This window comes from Ketobacter sp. GenoA1 (assembly GCF_003671475.1).
Lineage (GTDB): Bacteria > Pseudomonadota > Gammaproteobacteria > Pseudomonadales > Ketobacteraceae > Ketobacter.
Genome location: NZ_RCHM01000045.1, coordinates 427,779 through 449,543 on the forward strand (window position 1 = coordinate 427,779; position 21,765 = coordinate 449,543).

The 21,765-nt window shown below is 57.3% G+C and carries 22 protein-coding genes; 11 read left to right on the top strand and 11 right to left on the bottom strand.

Annotation, left to right across the window (positions count from 1 at the left end; genetic code table 11):
* Window positions 1-78: 78 nt before the first annotated feature.
* Window positions 79-1,293 carry a TIGR03087 family PEP-CTERM/XrtA system glycosyltransferase gene (locus D9N13_RS22360; RefSeq protein ID WP_290594196.1) on the top strand — a complete coding sequence of 405 codons (1,215 nt, stop codon included), beginning with the start codon at window positions 79-81 and terminating at the stop codon, window positions 1,291-1,293.
* A gap of 13 nt (window positions 1,294-1,306) precedes the next feature.
* On the top strand, window positions 1,307-1,894 hold the full coding sequence (locus D9N13_RS22365; protein WP_290594197.1) for an acyltransferase: 588 nt from the start codon (window positions 1,307-1,309) through the stop codon (window positions 1,892-1,894).
* Window positions 1,895-1,898: 4 nt separating this feature from the next.
* Here the strand turns inward: D9N13_RS22365 and D9N13_RS22370 are convergent, their stop codons facing one another.
* From D9N13_RS22370 to serB, 4 genes are read right to left on the bottom strand one after another with little or no spacing between them, the layout of a single operon-like run.
* A complete protein-coding gene (locus tag D9N13_RS22370) occupies window positions 1,899-2,723 on the bottom strand; it encodes an XrtA system polysaccharide deacetylase (RefSeq protein ID WP_290594198.1) in 825 nt (274 codons plus the stop codon).
* Window positions 2,724-2,756: 33 nt separating this feature from the next.
* The gene (gene xrtA / locus D9N13_RS22375) at window positions 2,757-4,211 is read right to left on the bottom strand and encodes an exosortase A (protein ID WP_290594199.1); all 1,455 of its coding nucleotides are present in this window, start codon (window positions 4,209-4,211) and stop codon (window positions 2,757-2,759) included.
* A 39-nt stretch (window positions 4,212-4,250) separates the two neighbouring features.
* Window positions 4,251-5,345 carry a GNAT family N-acetyltransferase gene (locus D9N13_RS22380; RefSeq protein ID WP_290594200.1) on the bottom strand — a complete coding sequence of 365 codons (1,095 nt, stop codon included), beginning with the start codon at window positions 5,343-5,345 and terminating at the stop codon, window positions 4,251-4,253.
* A gap of 18 nt (window positions 5,346-5,363) precedes the next feature.
* Window positions 5,364-6,593 carry a phosphoserine phosphatase SerB gene (serB, locus tag D9N13_RS22385; RefSeq protein ID WP_290594201.1) on the bottom strand — a complete coding sequence of 410 codons (1,230 nt, stop codon included), beginning with the start codon at window positions 6,591-6,593 and terminating at the stop codon, window positions 5,364-5,366.
* 203 nt (window positions 6,594-6,796) lie between these two features.
* On the opposite strand from serB, the gene D9N13_RS22390 reads away from it, so the two are divergent.
* From D9N13_RS22390 to D9N13_RS22415, 6 genes are read left to right on the top strand one after another with little or no spacing between them, the layout of a single operon-like run.
* Window positions 6,797-7,639 (top strand): glucosaminidase domain-containing protein, encoded by an 843-nt coding sequence (locus D9N13_RS22390; protein ID WP_290594202.1) that lies wholly within the window; start codon window positions 6,797-6,799, stop codon window positions 7,637-7,639.
* Between the two features lie 18 nt (window positions 7,640-7,657).
* Window positions 7,658-8,680 carry an AI-2E family transporter gene (locus D9N13_RS22395; protein ID WP_290594203.1) on the top strand — a complete coding sequence of 341 codons (1,023 nt, stop codon included), beginning with the start codon at window positions 7,658-7,660 and terminating at the stop codon, window positions 8,678-8,680.
* A 55-nt stretch (window positions 8,681-8,735) separates the two neighbouring features.
* Window positions 8,736-9,029, top strand: a complete 294-nt coding sequence (locus tag D9N13_RS22400; RefSeq protein ID WP_290594204.1) for a PA4642 family protein — start codon at window positions 8,736-8,738, stop codon at window positions 9,027-9,029.
* A 21-nt stretch (window positions 9,030-9,050) separates the two neighbouring features.
* Window positions 9,051-9,824 carry a lysophospholipid acyltransferase family protein gene (locus tag D9N13_RS22405; protein WP_290594205.1) on the top strand — a complete coding sequence of 258 codons (774 nt, stop codon included), beginning with the start codon at window positions 9,051-9,053 and terminating at the stop codon, window positions 9,822-9,824.
* The gene (locus D9N13_RS22410; RefSeq protein ID WP_290594206.1) at window positions 9,772-10,425 is read left to right on the top strand and encodes a hypothetical protein; all 654 of its coding nucleotides are present in this window, start codon (window positions 9,772-9,774) and stop codon (window positions 10,423-10,425) included. The genes D9N13_RS22405 and D9N13_RS22410 overlap by 53 nt, the downstream gene beginning before the upstream one ends.
* On the top strand, window positions 10,382-11,866 hold the full coding sequence (locus D9N13_RS22415; protein WP_290594207.1) for a hypothetical protein: 1,485 nt from the start codon (window positions 10,382-10,384) through the stop codon (window positions 11,864-11,866). Before D9N13_RS22410 ends, D9N13_RS22415 begins: the two co-directional genes overlap by 44 nt.
* Here D9N13_RS22415 and D9N13_RS22420 read toward each other — a convergent pair.
* Window positions 11,855-12,604 carry a response regulator transcription factor gene (locus tag D9N13_RS22420; RefSeq protein ID WP_290594208.1) on the bottom strand — a complete coding sequence of 250 codons (750 nt, stop codon included), beginning with the start codon at window positions 12,602-12,604 and terminating at the stop codon, window positions 11,855-11,857. The genes D9N13_RS22415 and D9N13_RS22420 overlap by 12 nt on opposite strands.
* Before the next feature lie 262 nt (window positions 12,605-12,866).
* On the opposite strand from D9N13_RS22420, the gene D9N13_RS22425 reads away from it, so the two are divergent.
* A complete protein-coding gene (locus D9N13_RS22425; protein ID WP_290594209.1) occupies window positions 12,867-13,277 on the top strand; it encodes a hypothetical protein in 411 nt (136 codons plus the stop codon).
* A 22-nt stretch (window positions 13,278-13,299) separates the two neighbouring features.
* Entirely contained in the window at window positions 13,300-15,783 is a 2,484-nt protein-coding gene (locus D9N13_RS22430) for an acyl-CoA dehydrogenase (RefSeq protein WP_290594210.1), read from the top strand.
* Window positions 15,784-15,869: 86 nt separating this feature from the next.
* Here D9N13_RS22430 and parC read toward each other — a convergent pair whose 3' ends face one another.
* The 6 genes from parC to D9N13_RS22460 form a co-directional block, all read right to left on the bottom strand.
* Complete coding sequence (gene parC, locus D9N13_RS22435; protein WP_290594211.1) at window positions 15,870-18,113, bottom strand: DNA topoisomerase IV subunit A; 2,244 nt, start codon at window positions 18,111-18,113, stop codon at window positions 15,870-15,872.
* A gap of 140 nt (window positions 18,114-18,253) precedes the next feature.
* Window positions 18,254-18,541, bottom strand: coding sequence for a hypothetical protein (locus tag D9N13_RS22440; RefSeq protein ID WP_290594212.1), 288 nt, complete (start codon window positions 18,539-18,541; stop codon window positions 18,254-18,256).
* 35 nt (window positions 18,542-18,576) lie between these two features.
* Window positions 18,577-19,161, bottom strand: coding sequence for a PEP-CTERM sorting domain-containing protein (locus D9N13_RS22445; protein ID WP_290594213.1), 585 nt, complete (start codon window positions 19,159-19,161; stop codon window positions 18,577-18,579).
* A 249-nt stretch (window positions 19,162-19,410) separates the two neighbouring features.
* Window positions 19,411-19,620, bottom strand: a complete 210-nt coding sequence (locus tag D9N13_RS22450; protein WP_290594214.1) for a 4-oxalocrotonate tautomerase family protein — start codon at window positions 19,618-19,620, stop codon at window positions 19,411-19,413.
* Between the two features lie 20 nt (window positions 19,621-19,640).
* Window positions 19,641-20,057, bottom strand: a complete 417-nt coding sequence (locus D9N13_RS22455; protein ID WP_290594215.1) for a nuclear transport factor 2 family protein — start codon at window positions 20,055-20,057, stop codon at window positions 19,641-19,643.
* Window positions 20,047-20,661, bottom strand: a complete 615-nt coding sequence (locus D9N13_RS22460; protein ID WP_290594216.1) for a glutathione S-transferase family protein — start codon at window positions 20,659-20,661, stop codon at window positions 20,047-20,049. The genes D9N13_RS22455 and D9N13_RS22460 overlap by 11 nt, the downstream gene beginning before the upstream one ends.
* 164 nt (window positions 20,662-20,825) lie before the next feature.
* On the opposite strand from D9N13_RS22460, the gene D9N13_RS22465 reads away from it, so the two are divergent.
* Window positions 20,826-21,707 (top strand): LysR family transcriptional regulator, encoded by an 882-nt coding sequence (locus D9N13_RS22465; RefSeq protein ID WP_290594217.1) that lies wholly within the window; start codon window positions 20,826-20,828, stop codon window positions 21,705-21,707.
* Window positions 21,708-21,765 lie beyond the last annotated feature (58 nt).

Here is a 21,765-nt window from a genome sequence, read left to right on the forward strand (position 1 = left end):
TTGACATATTATGCGGACTTTTAATGTATTGATTATGTTGGCAATATAACCACCCATCCACCATTCCAGTCGGCCGCCATGAAGATAGTATACCTGTGCCACCGCACACCCTTTCCCCCCAACAAAGGCGAGCGTATCCGCACCTTCCACCAGATTGAATATCTGCATCGGAAAGGTCATGACATTACCGTGATGGCCCCGGTCAGTGATGCCGGTGATCTGAACCATCTGCAGACGTTACAGGAACGGCATTGCCGGCAGATCCTCCATGCTCCGGCCCCCGGGCGCCTGGCGCTCGTGAAAGCCTTGTTAAGCGGAAACGCGCTGAGCGTAAACCATTTTTACAGCAAATCCTTACAGGCGCAGTTTGACCGGCTGCTGGGTGACTGCAACGTGGATGCCGTGGTCTGCACCAGTTCGAGCATGGCCGTGTACGTATTGCGATCAAAGGCCATCGACTTCAGTTCCGCTAATCGCCCGGTTCTGGTGACGGACTTTATGGATCTGGACTCGGATAAATGGCGTCAGTACCAGGCGCTGAAAGGGTTTCCCCTGAGCCTGCTTTATCGGCGGGAAGCACGGCTGATCGCGCAACTGGAAAAGCGCATTCACCAACGGTTTGATACCTGCCTGTTTATCTCCCAGGCGGAGATCGACCTGTTTCTGCAGCATAATCCGGATCTCGGCCGCTTGCAGGTGATTGCCAACGGACTGGATACCAACGCATTTCAACCGGCAACCACCCCCAAACCGCAACCGGGCCCGGTCATGCTGTTCACCGGGGTCATGGATTATCTGCCCAATGAGGATGCCGTGGCCTGGTTTGTAGAAGAAGCCTGGAGCCGGATAAAAGCCAAATACCCGAGTGCGCTATTCTATATCGCGGGCATGAACCCTTCCGCCAGGGTAAAAGCACTGGCGAAATACCCCGGGGTTGAAATTACCGGTTTCGTGGAGGATATTCGCGACTACTATGATCGCGCCCATATTTTCATTGCACCCTTCCGCCTCGCCCGGGGAGTACAAAACAAAGTGCTGCAGGCCTTCGCCTGCGCACTGCCAACGATCACCACCCCCATGGGTTGTGAAGGCATCGACTGTACCCCGGACCACGACGTTCTGGTGGCCGAGACCATGACTGATTTTATCCGTCACATCGAGTGGTTGGTGGACAACCCAGAGCAAGGCCGGCGCATAGGCCACAATGCCATGCAACTGATTCACGATCACTTCTCCTGGGACAGCCAACTGGCCAGCCTGGAGCCGTTATTGCAGCAACGTTCCGCCACCTGAGAAACCGCACACCATGAAAAATCTGATAAAGTCACTTTTTACCGCTTTGGTCATGATTCTGGTAAGCCCGCTGTATCTGTCCTACCACCTGCTGGCGCTGATATTTGGCAAAGATCCCCTGATCCCCGCCTACACACAATTCCTCAGCCTGTTTCCGGGGCAAACCGGCAACTACATTCGCAAATGCACCTTGCGCTTTATCCTGAGCCACTGCAGCACCAACACGGTCATCTCATTCGGTGTGCTGATGTCCCATCAGGATACCGAAATCCACGACGGGGTTTACATCGGCCCGCAGTGTAATATCGGACGCTCCGTTATCGGCGCGAACTGTCTGTTCGGCAGCGGCGTACACATTATCAGCGGCAAGAAGCAGCACAACTTCGACGACCTGGATACGCCCATACGAGAGCAGGGCGGCGAATTTGAGAGAGTGACCATCGGCGAGGACACCTGGATCGGCAACGGTGCCCTGGTGATGGCCAATGTGGGCAAGAAATGCATCATTGCCGCGGGCTCAGTGGTAACCCAGGAGGTGGAGGATTACTCCATTGTTGCCGGCAATCCGGCGCGCGTCATCAAAAAGCGCAACACTGCTTGAGCGCCTATTGATATTGATACAACCGCGCCAGCGAACCCCATTCGAAATCCGTCAGCAAGCGGCCCAGGCGGTGCTCCACTTTGTCCAGGTTGAGATAATGTCGAAACCGGCTCTTGGCAGAGGCCCCTTCCATGCGGGGTTGATCCGGATCCACCTCCCAAGGGTGCAAATAGAAGATATAGGGTTGCTCTTCCCGGCGCATAAAACGGTTTACCGCCCAGCGGGTAAACATATAGGGATACAAGCGAAAGTAACCACCACCGGATATGGGCACGTTTTTTCCCATGAGCGGTAACGTGCTCAGGGGAATCTCATCCACTCCAGCGGGAGTTTGGTAGCGGAAACGGGGAGCGTCCGGTATTCCGTAATGATCGTGCACCACCGGGTACACACTGGAACTGTAAACATAACCCTCTTCTGCCAGAATATCGTAAACCCACAGATTCTCCTTGGTGAAGGAAAAGCTGGGGGCGCGATAGCCCAATACCGGCTTACCCGACAAATCTTCCAACAGACGCTTGGCGCCGCCCACATCGGCCTGGAACTGCGCGCGGTTCTGGTTGCTGGCGCGCTGGTGCATGATGCCATGGCTGGCCAGTTCATGGCCCTGCTCAACGATTCGCGTAATTAACTGGGGAAAGCGCTGCGCAACCCAACCCAGGGTGAAAAACGTGGCCTTGGTATCGTAGTCGTCGAACAGCTGCAGCAGGCGGTCCGTATTGGCTTCCACCCTGGGTGCCATACTCTCCCATTGCTCCGGGCGAACCAGATTCTCAAATGCGGAGACCTGAAAATAATCTTCCACGTCGATGGTCATTGCATGCTTCATTGGCAACTGTCTCTCTGTATTAATCCCAGGTATTCACTTTCGTTTAATGACCGGTTGGCTCATGTCCACCGCGTGTTCCAACAACACCTGCGCCAAGCGATCCCTGGCCTGCTCAAGTGGCCCGTCAAACTCCAGACTCACCGCAACCAGGGCGCCACCGGACGGGCGCAGGAACAAGGTGTTAATGGCCTGCTGGAGTTTCACCATAGCGGTGCTGCTGCTGATCAAGCCCGGTACCACAAACCAATGGGCCAACAGGCGTTGGCGGCCGGACAGGGAGGTCACATGACTCACCATCACCGTACCCAGTTGCGGCACGTCTTGGGTATATTGCCCTTTCAGGCTCCAGGCTTCGATATCAAAGGTGCGCTGGGACCATTTCAGCATCTCACGCCCCGGCTCACTGTTGAAGTATATCGCCTGATAGAAAGACACACCATAAACCGGATCGCTCCCCACCCGGTAGATATCCGCGTCTGCGAACCGTGGTGTCCAATCCAGTTGATTCGCCTGCTCTGCGGGCAGCCCTTCAAGCCCACCCTTTTCAATATTAAAATCAAGGCTTTGTTGCTGATTCACCAGCGCTTTGATTCCCACTGCCAGCAGCAACGGCAACAACGCGGCGGCAACCAGTAACCGCGTATTGCGCTGGTTCCAGCCAGCATCCACGTGGGTGACCTGGTTCTGCCACTGCCGATGGCCATCGGAAAACCAGTGGCCTATCAGAATAAGGAACACAATCACCACAGCAAAGAAGAACCAGCCATAGATCAGATGATCGGCCCCGGCAGCATGCTCCATCTCAGTGGCATGACCAATATAGATAATGCCGAATGCCCGTATGCCGTTGGCAACCACGGGCAGCACCACAGAAAACACGACAAAGGCCAATGCCCGCCACCAGGCAATAAAGTTCAGGTATGCATAAGCGCACCCGATCACCACCGAGGCAATGAAAAAACGCACCCCCGAGCAGGCTTCCGCCACCACAAAATTCCCGTTGGAGACAGAGATGTAGAGCCCGTCCCGGTAGACCGGTATGCCTATCATTTTCAGCATCATCACCGCCATATCAGCGGTGACATCCTGAAACGCCGGGATCAGCTCTTCACCCACCGGAACACTGAACAATGTAAACGCCAGCGGTGCCCAGATTGCCAGTACCACACGCCAGCCAAACAGAAACAGCGCCATCGCCGGTAACATGCCAAAGATCGCTAAATGTTGCAGTAACTCGACGTATGCAGCCTGGCCCAATGCGTACACGAAAATAACCGCCGCCACCCCCAACGCCCCCAGCCAGGAATAACCGGGAGCCCGCGCCAGCACTGCGCCACGCTGCTGCCAGACTGCGTAGAGCACTCCGGGCACCACCAGAAAGCAATGATTGAACGTGTCATTGGCCAGCCAAACATCCACCGCACTCAACAGCGCATCGTGGAAAACCACGGCCCACAGCAACAGCCAGCACCCCACGACTGCACTCAAGGTTTTGATTTTACTATTGATAATGATGTGAACCCACCTTCATTGTACCCAGGATTTGATCTTGCGGCCGAGTTGTTCCAGCTTCAGCGCCAAGCGTGGCCGCTGCAGACTTATCTGCTGCAACTGCCCGCCCGGCTGCCCCAATGATTGCTTGTAACGTGCCTCGCCACCCATAAAATCGTAGCAGTCATATCCGGCATCCAGATAATGTTGAATGGCGCGGGCATGCAAAACCAGCCCCGGCTTGCAGCGCGCGTCCTCTTCGTAACTGATTCCAGACAGATAAAAATACACCCGCTTGCGATACACAAAGTTGTACAGCATGCCAATGGGTTCATCATCCAGCCAAAGCAAACAGAATTCCACCCTGTTCTGTCCGCAGCCCTTGTTGATCAGCGCCCGATGAAATTGCACAAAATCCGGGTTGGCAAAGCCGCTTTGGCCCGGCCCTTCCCCCCAGCGGGCGGTATGCAAGGCGCCAAGACGTTGCCAGAGCGGCAGGATCTCTTCCGCGCTGCGTGCCACCGAGAACACCAGTTTGCCGCGCCCGCTGTACAGACGCTCGCTGCGGTTAATCTGGTAGCGTGTATTACGCGACAGGGTATCCAGATAGCGACTCTGCCGACGCCTGATTGCCAACAAATCCACCCTGTACAGCGGCGCGGACCACTGTACCACCGAGTGCAGTGCCGGCAGCGTGAAATACCGCGCCCGGCCTTCCAGGATGGCACCCAATTGAACTTCATCCCAATCCCGGCGCTGCATCAAAAAGCGCATAAACGCTGCTGGCGCCTGCTGCGCGTGCTCAGGCTCCAGCAACAAATCATTGTATTCGATCCAGATTTGATCCTGTGATGGAATCCCGGTCTGACCCAGACGCAGCACCCGGCTGCTAAGCACACCATGACGAACCTGTTTGCGACAGGTGAGCAGACCCAGGCCGATCAGTTGGTGGTCGCAATGAATCCTGACCACCTGCACCTCGGGTTGAAACACCTCAACCCACACCGACACCCAGCAGGCCGACAGGAAAAAATGGGGCTTGACCCGGTGCTCCAGCTGTTGCCACAACGGCAATATCTCTGCTGCTTCAAACGCCTCTATGGAAACGGTATAGCGATCAAGTTCAACCAAGAATGGCCCCTGTCGGCATCAGGTTCGGGTGAGCAGCTCTTCACTATCCCGATCCCGAACCCCTAACAAATACAAAATCCCATCCAGTCCCAGTTCGGATATGGCATGGTCAGCGCTTTGTTTCACCAGCGGCTTGGCCCGGAACGCAATACCCAGCCCGGCCAGACTCAGCATGGGGAGGTCATTGGCGCCGTCGCCCACAGCGATAACCTGTTGTAAGTTCAGGTTCTCTTTCTCAGCCAGCTGTTTCAACAGCTCGGCTTTGCGCTGCCCATCCACCACCTGCCCTTTAACCTCACCGGTGACTTTGCCGTTTTCGATCTGCAACTCGTTGGCATACACGTAATCGATACCAAGCTTCTGTTGCAGATAGCGGCCAAAATAGGTGAAACCTCCTGAAAGAATAGCCGTTTTATAGCCCAGCGCCTTTAACGCCCGAATCAGATCTTCCGCCCCCTCGGTGACCGGCAGATTACGGGCAATGCCCTCCAGCACCGATTCGTCCAGGCCTTTCAGCAGCCCCACCCGGCGCTTGAAGCTCTGGGTGAAATCCAGCTCCCCCGCCATGGCCAGCTCGGTAATAGCGGACACCTCGGCACCCACCCCGGCGGCTTTGGCCAGCTCGTCAATCACTTCCGCCTCAATCAGGGTGGAGTCCATGTCGAAACACACCAGGCGGCGATTGCGGCGGTAAGCATTGTCTTTCTGGAAGGCGATGTCCACGCCCAGATCACCGGCAGCGGCCAGAAACTGGGCCCGCATCCGGGTAATATCACTGGGGGCACCGCGCACCGAGAGTTCCACACAGGCCTTCTGATCAAGGCTTTGCTCACCCAAGGAAATACGCCCGGACAACCGGTTGATATGATCAATATTAAGGTTATGACCGGCCACGATACTGGTGACGGCAGCGATATGCTTGGCAGTAATCTTGCGTGCCAGAATGGTGACGATAAAGCGATCCTTACCCTGACCCTGCACCCACTCCTCGTACTCTGCCTCATCGATGGGCGTGAAGCGCACCGCCATACCCATACCATGGCAGGCAAACAGCACATCCTTGAGTACCGAGGAAGATTCCGAGCCCGGTGGTACTTCCACCACCATCCCCAGCGTCAGGGTGTCATGAATCACCGCCTGACCTATATCCAGCACATTGACATCGTAGCGGGCAAGAAGATCGGTGATGGTGGAAGTCACTCCCGGCTTGTCGGGCCCGGATATATTAATCAACAGAATGTCGTGCACGCCCAATCCTTCCAATACCAAGGTCGCAATTTGGCGCCTATTCTACACGGAACCACAAGTTATAGAAAAAGTAGCTCACGTTGCAAATTGGTAACGAACATGGCGTAATCCCTCCTCCAGGGATTGAACAGGACCCCCGTATGTCAAGGCATTTACCACTCTTGTTAACCACCGTAGTCTGCCTCCTCTTTGTGGTGATTCACATGACAATCAGCCCCCGGTTGAGCGGTTCGTCGGGGGCCCCGGCGCTGGCGGTCAAGCCCAGTGACAAGCCGGATTTCAGCAGCATTCAATCCGTGAGAAAACGCAAGCAGGCATTCTTCACCTTCATGGATGCCTATATCACTAAGCGCAACCAGGAGATACTGGCTTTGCGCGAACGCATCGCAGCCCGGCAGGTGGACGCCGGGGAACTGCAGGAGCTGGCCACGCGCTACCGCATCAAAAGTGAAGATCCCGCCGAGATCCATCGCCAGTTGATGTTGAAGGTGGATAAAGTACCGCCATCGCTGGTGAAAGCGCAGGCCGCCATAGAGAGCGCCTGGGGCACCTCCCGCTTTGCAGTGGAAGGCAATAACTACTTCGGACAATGGTGTTTCAAAGAGGGCTGCGGCCTGGTGCCGGAAGCCCGGCCCGAGGGGAAATACCACGAGGTGCGCCTGTTCAGCTCGCCGCAGGCCTCCGTCAACAGCTATATGCGCAACCTGAACAGCCATCCGGCCTATCGTGAGTTGCGCCAGGCCCGGGCCAACCTGCGGGCACAAAACCAGGCACTGAACGGCTGTGTTCTGGCCCAGGGCCTGGAGCGCTATTCCGAGAAAGGCTTGGAATACGTCGAAGTGCTCAAGCAACTGATTCGGGTTAACAAGCTGGAACGGGATGCCGCCGGCCACTGTGCCGCCGTCATGGTGGCCGAGGATGAACCCAGGCAGCCCACTGCCGAACAACAAGCCAAGCCTGAGCCTCGCCCCCAGGATATCGCCGAGGACGACAGCCAAAGCCAGCTCTCTCCCATGCCGGACGCCAACCGCCCGCCTTCCAGCTAACCGGCCACAGGAGCCCCTATGGACTATTCAGCCCTGAGCCCCACCCTGCGTGTCATGCTGGGCATTGCCTGCTTCGTGGTGGTGGTGGCGGGAATGAAAGCAGCCACCGAGATTCTGGTGCCATTTCTGTTGTCGGCGTTTATTGCCACCCTCTGCGCACCGGCTCTGATGTGGCTGGAGTCACGCCGCGTGCCCACCACCCTGGCGGTGGTACTGGTGGTGCTGGTGGTAGTGCTGACGGTGGGCGGCTTTTCCATGGTGGTGGCCGCCTCTATTAACGACTTTGCCAAACAGGTTCCCGGGTACCAGGCCCGCCTGCTGCAGGAAACCGAGGCGGTCACCACCTGGCTGGCGGGCCACGGGGTGGAGCTGTCCCAACAGATGGTGAAGGAACAGATCAATCCCGGCAAAGTGATGGACATGGTGCGCAAGGTGGTGACCGGCTTCGGCAATGTGCTTACGGATTTCTTTCTGATTTTTCTCACCGTGCTCTTCATTCTGTTTGAAGCCTCCAGTTTTCCGGTCAAGTTTCGCCGCGCCATGGGCGAACAACACCGTTCCCTGGCGGCGTTTGAGCAGTTCAATGCCTCGGTGAAGGAATACCTGATCATCAAAACCCTGGTCAGCATCGGTACCGGCCTGTTCATCGGCATCTGGCTGTGGATTCAGGGGCTGGACTATGTGGCGTTGTGGGCATTGCTGGCCTTTCTCCTCAACTTTATTCCCAACATCGGCTCCATCATCGCCGCGGTGCCTGCCGTGCTGCTGTCCTTTGTGCAATTTGGCTTCGGCGGAGCCGGCATCACCGCGCTGGGCTTTTTCATCGTCAACATCGTCATGGGCAATATCATCGAGCCCCGCTTTATGGGTAAAGGCCTGGGCTTGTCCACCCTGGTGGTGTTTCTGTCCCTGCTGTTCTGGGGCTGGGTGTTGGGGCCGGTGGGAATGCTGTTGTCCATTCCCCTCACCATGATCGTAAAACTGGCCCTGGAATCCAATCAGGAGAGCCACTGGCTGGCAGTGTTGCTGGGTAACAAGTAGTGGTAAGATGCGCGGCCAAACCCATGTCACGGATGTGTGATGAGAGAGTAGTGCCATGTCAAGCAAAGACAAACAGAAGGTTATCGGGGAAGAGCTGGACGCAGCCAAAGTGGCCCGTTTCCTGGAGATGGAGCCTGTTGGTGACGAAAACGCCGATTTTCACGTACTAACCAAGGCCTACCGCGGCCTGCCGCTGGCCTATTTTGACCAGTTCCTGGCCATGTTTACCGCCCAGGGACACGATGTAAACGCCTGTGATCAACAGGGCCGTACCCTGTTGCAGATCGCAGCCCAACACACCAATCAACCGGGCTACGTGGAAATTCTGAAGAAACACGGCGCCCGCTAATGTGAAGGGAGCAGCAACGCCATGCCTGTGCTGCGCCTGCTCCACCTCAGCCTTGCCCTGCTGATCCCTGCCCTGGTGGCCATCACCTGGGGCAGTCTGCTGCGACTGCGCGGCCATTCCCAGCAATCCATCGTCATGGCCATGTCCCGTCTGGTGGGCAAACTGGGGCCATACCTGGCAGGCACACCGATTCAGGTTGAGCACCCTGAGCACCTGAACCCGCAGCCGGCGGTTTTAATTTTCAATCATCAAAGTGGGCTGGACCCAGTGATCGTGGCTGCCCTGCTGCGCCAGCCTGTGGTGGGTGTTGCCAAGCAGCAATTGGCCGCCAACCCCCTGTTGGGGCCACTGCTGCGCTTGAGCGGCACTCTCTTTGTGCGCCGGGGCCAGGGCTGGCAGCAACAACTGCTGCCCCAGGCCAGCCAGCGCATTGCCGCCGGCTTCTCCATCGTGATTGCGCCGGAAGGCACCCGCACCACCCCAACAGGGGCCGCCGCTTCCGTCCCGGGGCCGTTTCACCTGGGTGCCTTCGCCATTGCCCGCCACTGCCAGGTGCCCCTGATTCCCATTGTGATACACAACAGCGGCAGCCGCCTGCCGCCGCGCTCAACCCAACTGCAGCCCGGGCCGGTTTATGTTAGCGTGTTACCGGCAACCTACGTTTCACCGCAAACCGATCTGCAGGCAGCAGCAACGGAGATGCAGCATCGCTATGAAACCTGTCTGGCTCAGAGTGTTGATCATGATCATCAGCGCTCACAGCGCAACCCTCCACGGGGAAGCGACGACAAGTGACTGGCAACGGCACAGCGATCCGGCTGACCCGGTAACGGTCTGGGTGCTGCAAAGCGAGGCACTGCCCTATCTGCTGGTGCGCGCCGACATCGTGATTACAGCGCCCATCGGGCCCCTGTTAAGCCTGCTGCAGGATGCCAGCGTGCAACACCACTGGCTGCCTTTCACCCATGAGGTGCGCGTTCTGGAACGGCCGGCGCAACACCAAACCCGGGTGCATTTTCTGACACAATCCCGTTGGCCCTTCCAACCCAGAGACGCCGTCACCCTGTTCCAGGTGATCGAGGAATCCCCGGTACAACTACGGATCAACATGATCAACCAGCCGCAATTGTTGCCGCCGGAACCGGGCTACAGACGCATTCAGCAAGCTCAAGGGTACTGGCTACTGACCGCACTGGAGGATTGCCAAACCCGGGTGCGCTATCAGTCAGGCAGCCAGTGGGGCGGCCTGATTCCGCAGTGGCTGGTTGACCGCAGCAACCGGCAACTGGCCGAGACGGCTCTGCTCAACCTCAAACGCTGGGCAGAAAGCCATTACACGAGGTACACCACCGATGCTTCGCTCCACCTGCTTACTGCTCATCATACTTGCCGGTAGCCTGGGACTGCTCGGCTGCAGCACCGGGCCCGGTGCCGGGGATCCAGCGTTGTTGCAATGCCTGCAGCAACTGGAACAACTGCAGGAGGCCGTGCAACGCTATGGCGTGCAGGACGCGCAGTACCAGCCTGTTGCCGGGTTCCCCACCTACCGCACTACCCGTTTCTGGTCCAGCTTCCAGGGGCAGGATCTTGATCAACAACTTGATCAACAACAGGCACACTGGTGGCGCCGGCAATTACACTCCCTGGGCATGGACAGCCTGGCCCTGGAGTGGTCCAACCTGCCGCCCTCCGCCCAACGCGCGTTACCCGACTTTCGCCATTTTCAGCAGCAATGCGATGGCCAGTTGTTCCAACACTCCCTGCAACGCCCTATCCCCGCTGACGCCATTGACGTGGCGGACAGTTACAATGACCTGCAGCGTTTCTTCGGGCTGTATGCGTTAATCAAATACGCGGCGGCCGCTTCCATTGCAGAATACCAAGAGGAAATGCGCGAGCGCATCAATGCCTTTAACGGGCTGCCGCCGCCCACCCGGGTCTATGGACCCGGGCAAAAACCGGTCACCACCGGCCAGGAAATTTCCCAATGGATCCGCCAGAGTATGGAGAATCATCCCCTGGCCCTGCCGGAACTCACTGCGGATCAACTGCAGGCCCTGTTTATCCATCATGCACCGCAATTGGAAATCGCTTATACCAGTGCTGCGGATATCCCCGGAACGGCACAATGGCGCAACCGGAACGGACAGCTCACCCGCCACATCAACACGCAACAGACAACGCTCTACACCTACCCCAGCTACATTCGCTTTCAACAGAACATATTGCTGCAGCTGAACTACACCCTGTGGTTCAGTGAACGCCCCAAACCCACTGCCGACGATTGGTATGGAGGCAAACTGGATGGACTGGTGTGGCGGGTTACCTTGCAGAGCGATGGCAGCGTGTTGTTTTACGACAGCATCCACCCCTGTGGTTGCTACCACAGCGTGCACATTCCTGATCACTCCCAACTGGCACCGCTCACTGACAGCCGCGCAACCAGTACCGCACTGGAACCCATTCTGTTCTTTCGCAGTACCCTGCCCCCGGCGGCGGCGCAACCCAGGCTGCATGTGGAATCCGCAACCCATTACCTGGCCCAGGTCACCCCGGGGCGGGACACCCCCGGCGCACGCCAGTATCAACTGCAACCCTACGACAGCTTACGGGCACTGGCCGCCGGCAGTGGCTTCAAAAACTGGTTTGATGCCGATGGCCTGATCGCCAGCTCGGCGCGCCGGGAACGATTCTTTTTATGGCCCCTGGGTGTGGAGAACACCGGCGCCATGCGTCAACAGGGTAACCACGCCATTGCCTTTGCCGGTAAACGGCATTTTGACGAGGCAAGCGTCGAAACCCTGCTTGATCTTGATCCGCCAGGGCTAGGCCACTGACAGATCGGGTAAGGGCTCCGGCTCATCCATGCGGTAACCCACACCGGCCTCGGTAATAATGTAGTGTGGCTGCTGCGGATCGGGCTCGATCTTGTGGCGCAACTGCATAATATAAACACGCAGGTACTGCCGGTCATGGGTGTGGGCATCCCCCCACAGTGTTTTCAGAATCTGGCGGTGGGTGAGCAGTTTGCCTTTGTTACGGATAAAATAGCTCAGCAACTCGTATTCGCGGGGGGACAACTCCAGCGGTTTGCCTGCCAACGATGCATCATGGCGGGTGAGGTTCACCACGATATCGCCGCAGTGCAATTCACTGTTGCCCGCCTCCTGCACACAACGATCCCGCAACATCACCTCCAGCCGGGCCATGAGTATTTCCATGTTGAAAGGCTTACTGACGAAATCGTTGGCGCCCTGGCGGAGACATTCCACAATGTGATCCGGCTTATCACTCTCCGACAAGGCCAGCACCGGAAGCCGACTCCACTGCCGGATGGCCCGGATCACCTCCAAACCGTTCACGCTCCGCGCCTGCTTTCCACCTGCGGCCTCCCCTGTCAACGCGGTTTCCAGAATCATGGCATCCGGCTGGTACAGGCCCGCCAGGCGCAACGCTTCCGGGGCAGTCTCGGCTTCAATCACTTTAAACTGGCTGGCAGACAGCGTGACCGCCAGCATCTTTCTGACCTGAGGATCCGGATCGACGACTAAAACACTGGGTTTTGATGTACGCATTGGGACACCTCCGCATATCGCGTTTATGCAATTTTTATGTGGCCGGGTTGCAGCCCTACAGAAAACTTATTCCCTTTACTGTTGAATGGTACTACTCCACACCACCACAGGGAGCGGACGATGTAAAGGGCCGAAATACTGTATTCACCTGCCAAAACGAGGCTAAAACACTGATATCAATAGCAGAATCACGATTCAACCCATGATCAGTAATCGACGCTTTTTTATACAGCAAACCCAAATCAGACGCAGGAGAAACCGTATGCACTACTCAACCAGACACTCTGACATGAGCATCCGTAAAACCCTGGAGCCCGAATTATTCGGTGCTGCATTTCTGCAGCTGGACCAGATGATCGAGCGCTTTCATCCCATGCTGGAAGATGATCACTTTCTGCAGGAAAACCTCGACGCCATCTGCGAGGAACTGAAGGCCAACGCCATCCAGCACGCCCCCCTGCCCTGCGAACGGGGCGAACACGTGATTGAACAACTGGAAAAGGTGTCCCGTCACGCCCAGGAAATGGCGAAGGAAGAACAACGTATTGTGGAAGAAAGCCACGACCAGGCTGCCGGGGCGGAAGAGCTGGAATCCGCTGCCTATTTTGAGCTGGCCAATGAACTGCGCCTGTGCTCTACCCAGTTCCGACGCAACCTGATGTGCGCCGCCTGAACGTCAACCCCGGAGGAATCCCATGCCCATTGTTTTAATGCTGTTGACCACACTGGTCACCCTGTACCTGCGTACCGAACGCAAAATCGCACTGCTGGCACTCACGGTCGCTGCGCTATTGGGTTGCGGATGGCACGGCTGGAGTCTGTGGGCCATCATACCCTCGGCCCTGCTGCTGGGGCTGGCCGCAGCCCTGCTGTTCCCCAACCCGGTGCGCACCCGCATCAGTGCCAAAGTACTGGACCTGATCCGCAATCTGCTGCCCAGCCTGTCTGAAACAGAACAGCAGGCACTGCGTTCCGGTGATGTGGATTGGGATGCGCAGTTATTTTCCGGCAAGCCGGACTGGGACACCCTGCTCAATGCGCCCCCCTTCCGGCTCTCGGATGAGGAACAACAGTTTGTGGACGGCCCGGTCAGCGAATTGTGCGCCAAGCTGGACGACTGGAAGATTACCCAGGAATTGATGGACCTGCCGGAGGCTGCCTGGCGCTACATCCGCGAATCCGGATTCTTTGGGCTGGTGATCGACAAACAATACGGCGGCAAGGGCTTTTCCGCCGCCGCCCACTCCGAAATCGTCATGAAAATTTCCACCCGCAGCGTCAGCGCCGCCGTCACCGTGATGGTACCCAACTCATTGGGCCCCGCTGAATTGCTGCAACACTACGGCACCGATGAACAGAAACAGCATTACCTGCCACGGCTGGCGGCCGGCAAGGAGATCCCCTGCTTCGCGCTCACCTCGGCCCTGGCCGGATCCGATGCCGGCGCCATTCCGGATCTGGGCATCGTCACCAAAGGCCAATGGAAAGGCAAGGAGACCCTGGGCCTCAGTGTCACCTGGAACAAGCGCTACATCACGCTGGCACCAGTGGCAACACTGATCGGGCTGGCCATCAAAGTGGAAGACCCAAACGGGTTACTGGGGGCGGACCACCCCATGGGTGTCACCTGCGTACTGATTCCCAGCGACACCGACGGCGTCCATCAGGGTGATCGGCACCTGCCCATGAACCAGGCTTTTATGAACGGGCCCACCTGGGGCGAAGACGTGTTTATCCCCATGGAGCAGATCATTGGTGGTCAAGAGCGAATCGGACAGGGTTGGATCATGTTGTTGGAATGCCTGTCGGTGGGGCGCGCGATTTCCCTGCCCGCATTGAGTACAGGCGCGGGCAAACATTGCTGCCTGACCACCGGTGCCTACGCCGCCATTCGGCAGCAGTTCGGCCGCTCCATTGCGGAGTTTGAAGGGGTGCAGGAAGCGCTGGAACCCATCGCCGGCGACACCTACATGATGGACGCCGCGCGGCGCCTCACCGCCGCCATGCTGGACCGCGGCATTAAACCGGCCATTCCCTCGGCGCTGTTGAAATACCGCAACACCGAGCTGATGCGCGACGTGGTGAACAATGCCATGGACGTGGTGGCCGGACGCGGCGTGATTGTCGGCCCGAGGAATTTTCTGGCCCGGGTATACCAGTCGCTCCCCATCAGCATTACGGTGGAAGGGGCCAACATTCTTACCCGCAGCCTGATGGTGTTCGGGCAGGGTGCCATACGCTGCCACCCCTATCTGGTACAGGAAATCGAAGCGGCGTCCGCCAACCCCAGTGCAGACGCGGTCAAACAATTTGACCAGGCCTTTTTCGGTCACCTTGGCCACGCCTTCAGTAACGTATTGCGCAGCCTGGGCCTGGCGCTGAGCCTGGGCTATCTCAGCCGCACACCCAACCAGGGACAACTGCAACCTTACTACCGTCGCCTGAACCGGTTTTCAGCGGCACTGGCACTGCTGACGGACGTCAGCCTGGCGGTGATCGGCGGTAAACTGAAGGCCCGTGAACGGCTGTCCGGGCGCATGGCCGATAGCCTGGTGAGCCTGTATTACGCCTCCGCCACCCTGAAATATTTCCACGACAACGGTTATCCGGAAGAAGAACGGGTGCTGGTGGACTGGGCCATGAAACGTTGTCTGTACGACGTGCAACGTGCCATGAACGACGTCATCGCCAACTACCCGGTGCCATGGTTGCGGCCACTGCTGCGGGTACTGGTGTTTCCATTGGGTCTGCGCCTCGCGCCTCCCGGCGATCTACTGGGGCAGCAGGTGTCGCAAACCATCACCCAGCCGGGCGTGGTTCGCGACACACTGACCCGTGGCATCTACCTCAACCTGGATCCGGAGGATGCGGTGGGCCGCGTATTGAATGCCTTTAAACTGCAAACGGAAACCGCGCACCTGCAGGAAAAATTACATCGGGCCGTGCGGGAAAGCGACCAAACGGAAACCATTAAGGATCTGGAAATGCTGCTGGAAAAACAGCGGGATAAGAAGCTGCAATGGGCGGAGGAAAACGGTGTACTGAGTCAGGACGAAACCCGCCAACTGAGCGCTGCAATGAGCGCCATCTACGATGCCCTGCGGGTGGATTCCTTTGCCGGCAAAGCTGCCACAGCAACTAAAAAGGCCCAGACCAAAGCGCTGCAGAACGCCAGCTGATCTGTGGCAAGCGCCGATGGCCTAAGCATAGTGGTCTGAGCATGGTGGTCTGAGGATGGTCGCTCAGACCACTGGCGCCGGGCACCTTACACCACTTCAATGGCGTCCACTTTCTGGAAGCCGCGGGGCAGTTTGTTGCCACGTCGGCCCCGCTCTCCCAGATAATGTTCCAAATCCGCGAACTTCAAACCGATGTGACGTTTGCCGGCGTAGATCTTAAGCTGGTTATCCTGCCCCAGTACCACCGTATCCACCACGAACTCCTCACGGCTTTCCACCCGCGCTCCCGGAATACTGATGATCTTGTTGCCTTTGCCTTTCGCCAGCTCCGGTAACTCCGCCACCGGGAACATCAGCATGCGGCCTTCATTGGTCACCGCCACCACATATTGGCTCTCGGCATCGGTGACCGGTTTAGGCTGCAACACACGGCCACCCTTGGGCAGGTTGATAAAGGCTTTACCATTCTTGTTGCGGGTCACCGCATCCGCCAGCTTGCCGATAAAGCCATAGCCGGCATCACTGGTCACCAGATAGCGCTGGTGGTCGGAGCCCATTAACACCGCGTCAAAGGTGGCCCCGGAAGGCGGTGACAAACGGGCCGACAGGGGCTCACCCTGGCCCCGCGCAGAGGGCAGGGTATGGGCCGGCAGCGCGTAACTGCGTCCGGTGCTGTCGATGAAGATGGCGTTCTGGTTGGATTTGCCCAAGGCAGAGGCTTTGTATTCGTCACCCGCCTTGTAGCTCAACCCAACCGCATCCACCTCATGCCCTTTGGCGGCCCGCACCCAGCCTTTTTTCGACAGCACCACGGTCACCGGATCGGCGGACACCAGCTCGGTTTCATCCAGGGCCCGGGCCTCGGTACGCATCACGATGGGCGATCGGCGGTCATCACCGAACTTATCCATGTCTTCACGGATTTCTTTGACGATCTCTTTTTTCAGCTTGGCATTGGAGTTGAGAATGGCTTCCAGCTTTTTGCGTTCTGCTTCCAACTCATCCTGCTCACCACGGATTTTGAACTCTTCCAGCTTGGCCAGATTGCGCAGGCGAATATTCAAGATGGCTTCGGCCTGAATGTCGGAAATGCCAAAGCGTTCCACCATCACCGGCTTGGGTTCATCCTCGGTGCGGATAATATGAATCACCTCATCGATATTGAGGTAGGCAATCAACAAGCCTTCCAGGATATGCAGGCGGTCCAGCACTTTATCCAGGCGATACTGCAAACGCCTGCGCACGGTGGTGATCCGGAACTCCAGCCACTCGCTGAGCATATCGTGCAGGCCCTTCACACCGGGCCGGCCATCGTTGCCGATTACATTAAGATTGACGCGATAGGTACGTTCCAGGTCGGTGGTGGCGAACAGGTGCCCCATCAACTGCTCCACGTCCACCCGGTTGGAACGGGGTGTGATCACCAGGCGGGTGGGATTTTCATGGTCCGATTCATCCCGCAGATCGCTCACCATGGGCAGCTTTTTCTTGTTCATCTGGTCGGCGATCTGTTCCAGTATCTTGTTGCCGGACACCTGGTGCGGCAGCGCCGTCACAATCACATCACCGTCTTCCAACAGATAGCGGGCCCGCATGCGCAGGGAACCGCGCCCGGTCACGTACATTTTGATGATGTCATTGCGGGGGGTAATGATTTCCGCATTGGTGGGGAAATCCGGGCCCTGAATGATGTCGCACAGATCATCCACCGAGCAGCCCGGGTCTTCCAGCAGCTTGATACAGGCATTGCCCACTTCCCGCAGGTTGTGGGGTGGAATATCCGTGGACATGCCCACGGCAATGCCCATGGCGCCGTTCAACAACACATTGGGCAGCCGCGCCGGCAGCACCACCGGCTCTTCCAGGGAACCATCGAAGTTAGGCTGCCACTCCACCGTGCCCTGACCCAGTTCACCCAGCAACACATCCGCATAGGGCGCCAGGCGGGATTCGGTGTAACGCATGGCGGCGAAGGATTTCGGATCGTCCGGTGAGCCCCAGTTGCCCTGGCCGTCCACCAGCGGATAGCGGTAAGAGAACGGTTGCGCCATCAGCACCATGGCTTCGTAACAGGCACTGTCGCCGTGGGGGTGGTATTTACCCAGTACATCACCCACGGTGCGGGCGGATTTCTTGTGCTTGGAGCTGGCTTTCAGGCCCAGCTCTGACATGGCGTATACGATGCGGCGCTGCACCGGCTTGAGGCCATCCCCCAGACTGGGCAGGGCCCGGTCCAGGATGACGTACATGGAATAATCGAGATAGGCGCGTTCGGTGTATTCTTTGAGGGGAAGGCGTTCAACGCCTTCAAAATCCATAGGCTGGGTCATAATAGTCTGGTTTGTTCGCTCTTATTCTGGATGTGTCGAAGACAGATTGCCTTCATTCTAATAGAAGAGACCGAAAAAACCAGAATTGATTCAGTGGGTTAATTATTGTCAGATGGATGAACGGTTTGGCCGGGCCCCGCTCAATACCCCACGGCACCGGACTGCAGTTGATCGTCCAGGCACACCGGCTTTTTGTACTTCACACAGGCCATACGGGTGCAGGCGGCCATGTCGGCTCCCGGAGCCCGGGTACAGTGATTACAACCATCGAAAAAACGCGTGCAGGAGCGTGGGATCAGGGTGCGCCAGCTATCCTGATGGTATTCGATTTCCGGGGCGATACTTTGATCCTGGGGGTTCTGGGCTGCCTGTTGGGTGCAGGCCAATAACATTACGCCCAGCGCGATCATGGTCAGAGAGCGGAACATAGCCATCCTGTGCGTCCATGTAGTGACAGTAGCGCTCACTTTGCCACATTCAGCCTGCTATTTCGAGATCCGGCTACGGTCTGTCGGCGCGCAATCACAAGGCCCACGACGCCGATCAGAATCAAGCCCACGGTGCCCGGCTCCGGCACGGGCACGGGGTGATGGCTTACCTGGATGCTGTGCTCACTGAACAGGGCATGATAGCCGGACAGCGCCACTGAGCACACCATGGCCTGATCACAGGCATGCCAGAACGGACCCGGGCCTGCGGCCAGCAAGGCATGGTCACCGAAGGCCAACAAGCCTTCCATGGAGTGGCCTGGGCCATCACCCAACACACCGCCATCCAGGTCGTACACCAGACCGGCCAGGTGTTCCATACCCAGCTCGAAGGAAGCCAACCAGCCCGCGCCTTCGAAACGAAGCTGGAAACCGCTGATCTCACCGGCAAAGGATGACAGCTGACCGTTGTTGTCCAGATCCTCGCCCACAAACTGCCCCGTCAACTGCGCGCCGGCGGCATAACCATCTTGAAAGAAGTCATAAGTGATGGGCATGGCTTGCAGCGGCAGACAGAACATCAATCCGCTGATCACCGCTATGCTGGTTAAAATTTTCATGATCTGTTCCCCAAATGTGATCCGTAAAATGATTCGCATAACAGGGAAGAGGCAATCGCAATGCCAGTGATCGCCCGTGCAGGTCAGTTGGTATTAGTGGGCGGGGTTTCTGGTAGTTTTACGCATTCGAAACAAGGTGCCGGCAACGGCACTACAAAAGCATGTCACAAAGCAACAGTGAGCGGCGAAGTGACATGACACACGCGCCGGTGAATCATGTCACTTTCGACTATCCATCTTAGGTGATTACTACTCTGCGGCCTGCTCCCGTCTTAGCTCAGTCACGGTTTTCCCACCGACACCCCAGTGATCCGTGGACACAATATCGATCACCACATGGGTGGTGGCAGGGTTCTTGCCGAGGGTGTCCACCAACAGTTGGGTGGTACCTTCGATTAAACGCTGCAGACGGGCTTCGGTGACACCTTCATCGGTGATCTTAATATTAACGTATGGCATGTTTGTCTCCTTTCTTCAGGTTAGGGGTTAGTTACATTGCTGCTCTGGTTTATCTGCGGTGCCTTCGACTGCAAGCAGTAGGTTGCACTGTTGTTAGCGTACATCTTGTTTACGATTTTCCATTCACCCTGCTCCTTCAACAGGCCCAGGTAATCAATAAAATGGCCATGGGGTAACGGGCAGTTAAGTTTCACCACAGCCTGCTCCGACATCAACTCCACACCCAGGACGCGATACTCCCAGGGATGGTTGTTGTGGGCAGGCACACTCCGTTTAGCCACATCATTCAACCAGGTGCTTATGGAGCGCCGCTGGCCAGGCGCTTTCAACACGCAATCCTGGTGAAACAGCGTTTCCAGGGTACCGGCATCGCCATAATGCAGGCCTTTGAAATAAAGCTCCACCATACTGAGAATTTGGACCAGATCAGCCTGCATGATGGGTGTACTCCTGCTCCCGTTGTATTGCCCGCTGAACACTGTCGCGGGCCAGCACCCGCTCTACCATGGCGCGTGCCCGAGGCCCGGTTTCGATCTCAACCGGGAACAGCGCTCCCCAGCGGTAATAAACGGCCAGCAGAAAATCCGCCGCCGAGACATGCTCTCCGCCAAGGTAGGGCTGACCCTGCAAGCGGGTTTCCAGTGCCTGCCACAGGGCGCTGATCTGGGCGGCGGCGGCAGCAAAAGCCTGGTGTCGCGCCGTTTCCTGTTGCAGCACACCGTCGATGAAAAACAGGCGCCCATAGGCCGGATGCACAGTGGCATTGGCCAGCAACATCTGTTCGATGGCGCGCTGACGGGGAGCGCCACTGCGGGGCAACAACCGGTTGTCATGCTTATCCAGCAAATGCAGCAGGATCGCCGCCCCTTCACACAGCACCTCCCCCTCATCCACCAGCACCGGCACGGTCTGCACCGGATTCAGTTGGGCGAATTCGGCGGCGTCCTGTTTGTGAATCAGGGTCAACGGCTGATCCAGTTCGTTCAGTATGGAATGAATTGCCAACGAGCAGGCGTCGGGAATGAAATACAACGTGTACATGCACACCTCCATTGAGTCAGCACTGCCTCTTAACAGCGCTTTCTTTGCGAATTAAAAACCTAACCGATGTATTCGGGGCTCAGTGTGCCCACCCGCAGCGCCTTAATAAATGGCAATAATGTTGATACACTGTCAACACACAGGAAACAGTGAAACCATCCAGCATGGATAAACTCAGAGCAATGCAATTGTTCGTCCGCGTGGTGGACGCCGGCAGCTTTACCGCCGTAGCGGATGAGATGAATGTCACCAAATCGATGGTCAGCAAAGAACTGCGGCGTTTGGAAGATGAGCTGGGCGCACGCTTGTTGTACCGATCCACACGCGGCCAGCAACTGACTCCCATTGGAGAGGGTTATCTGCAACGCTGTCGAGCGCTGCTGTTGCAGATGGACGACGCCGATGCCTACGTTCAGGACATGCAAAGCAACCCCAAAGGCAAACTCAGAATCAATGTCCCCATGGCATTGGGCATTACGGATTTATCCCGCATGTTTGCCGCCTACCTGCAGGCGTTTCCAGACATTGAGCTGGATATACACCTGGGTGATGAAAGCCTGGATCTGATTGAACACGGTTTTGATCTGGGCTTTCGCGCCGCCAGCCAAACCTTTGACTCCAACTACATCGGTAAACCGTTAACCCGCTTCCGCTATCAGGTCTGTGCCGCACCCCAGTACCTTGCCCGCCACCGCCGCATTCGCAAGGTCAGTGATCTGGCGCAACACAATTGCTTTATTTACAGTTATTTTCGCAATCATAACCGCTGGCCGCTGAACGAAGGCGTTACGGTTTCCGGAAATCTCAGGGTTAACAATACACTCTTCATGCGCCAGATCATCGAGGCCGGATTGGGCATCGGTTTTCTGCCCAGCTTCGTCGCGGCACCGGGAATCCAACAGGGCACGCTCAAGGAAATCCTGCCCAAAGCGGAACGCCCCACCCTCACCCTGTATGCGCTTTACCCCAACCGTCAGTTTGTGCAGCCCAAATTATTACGCTGCATTGAATTCCTGCAGCAATGGTTTCAAACCCAACCGTTTTAAGCCTAAAACACAGGCCTCTAACGTAAAACAGGGGTGGCTTACGCCACCCCCCCGAACC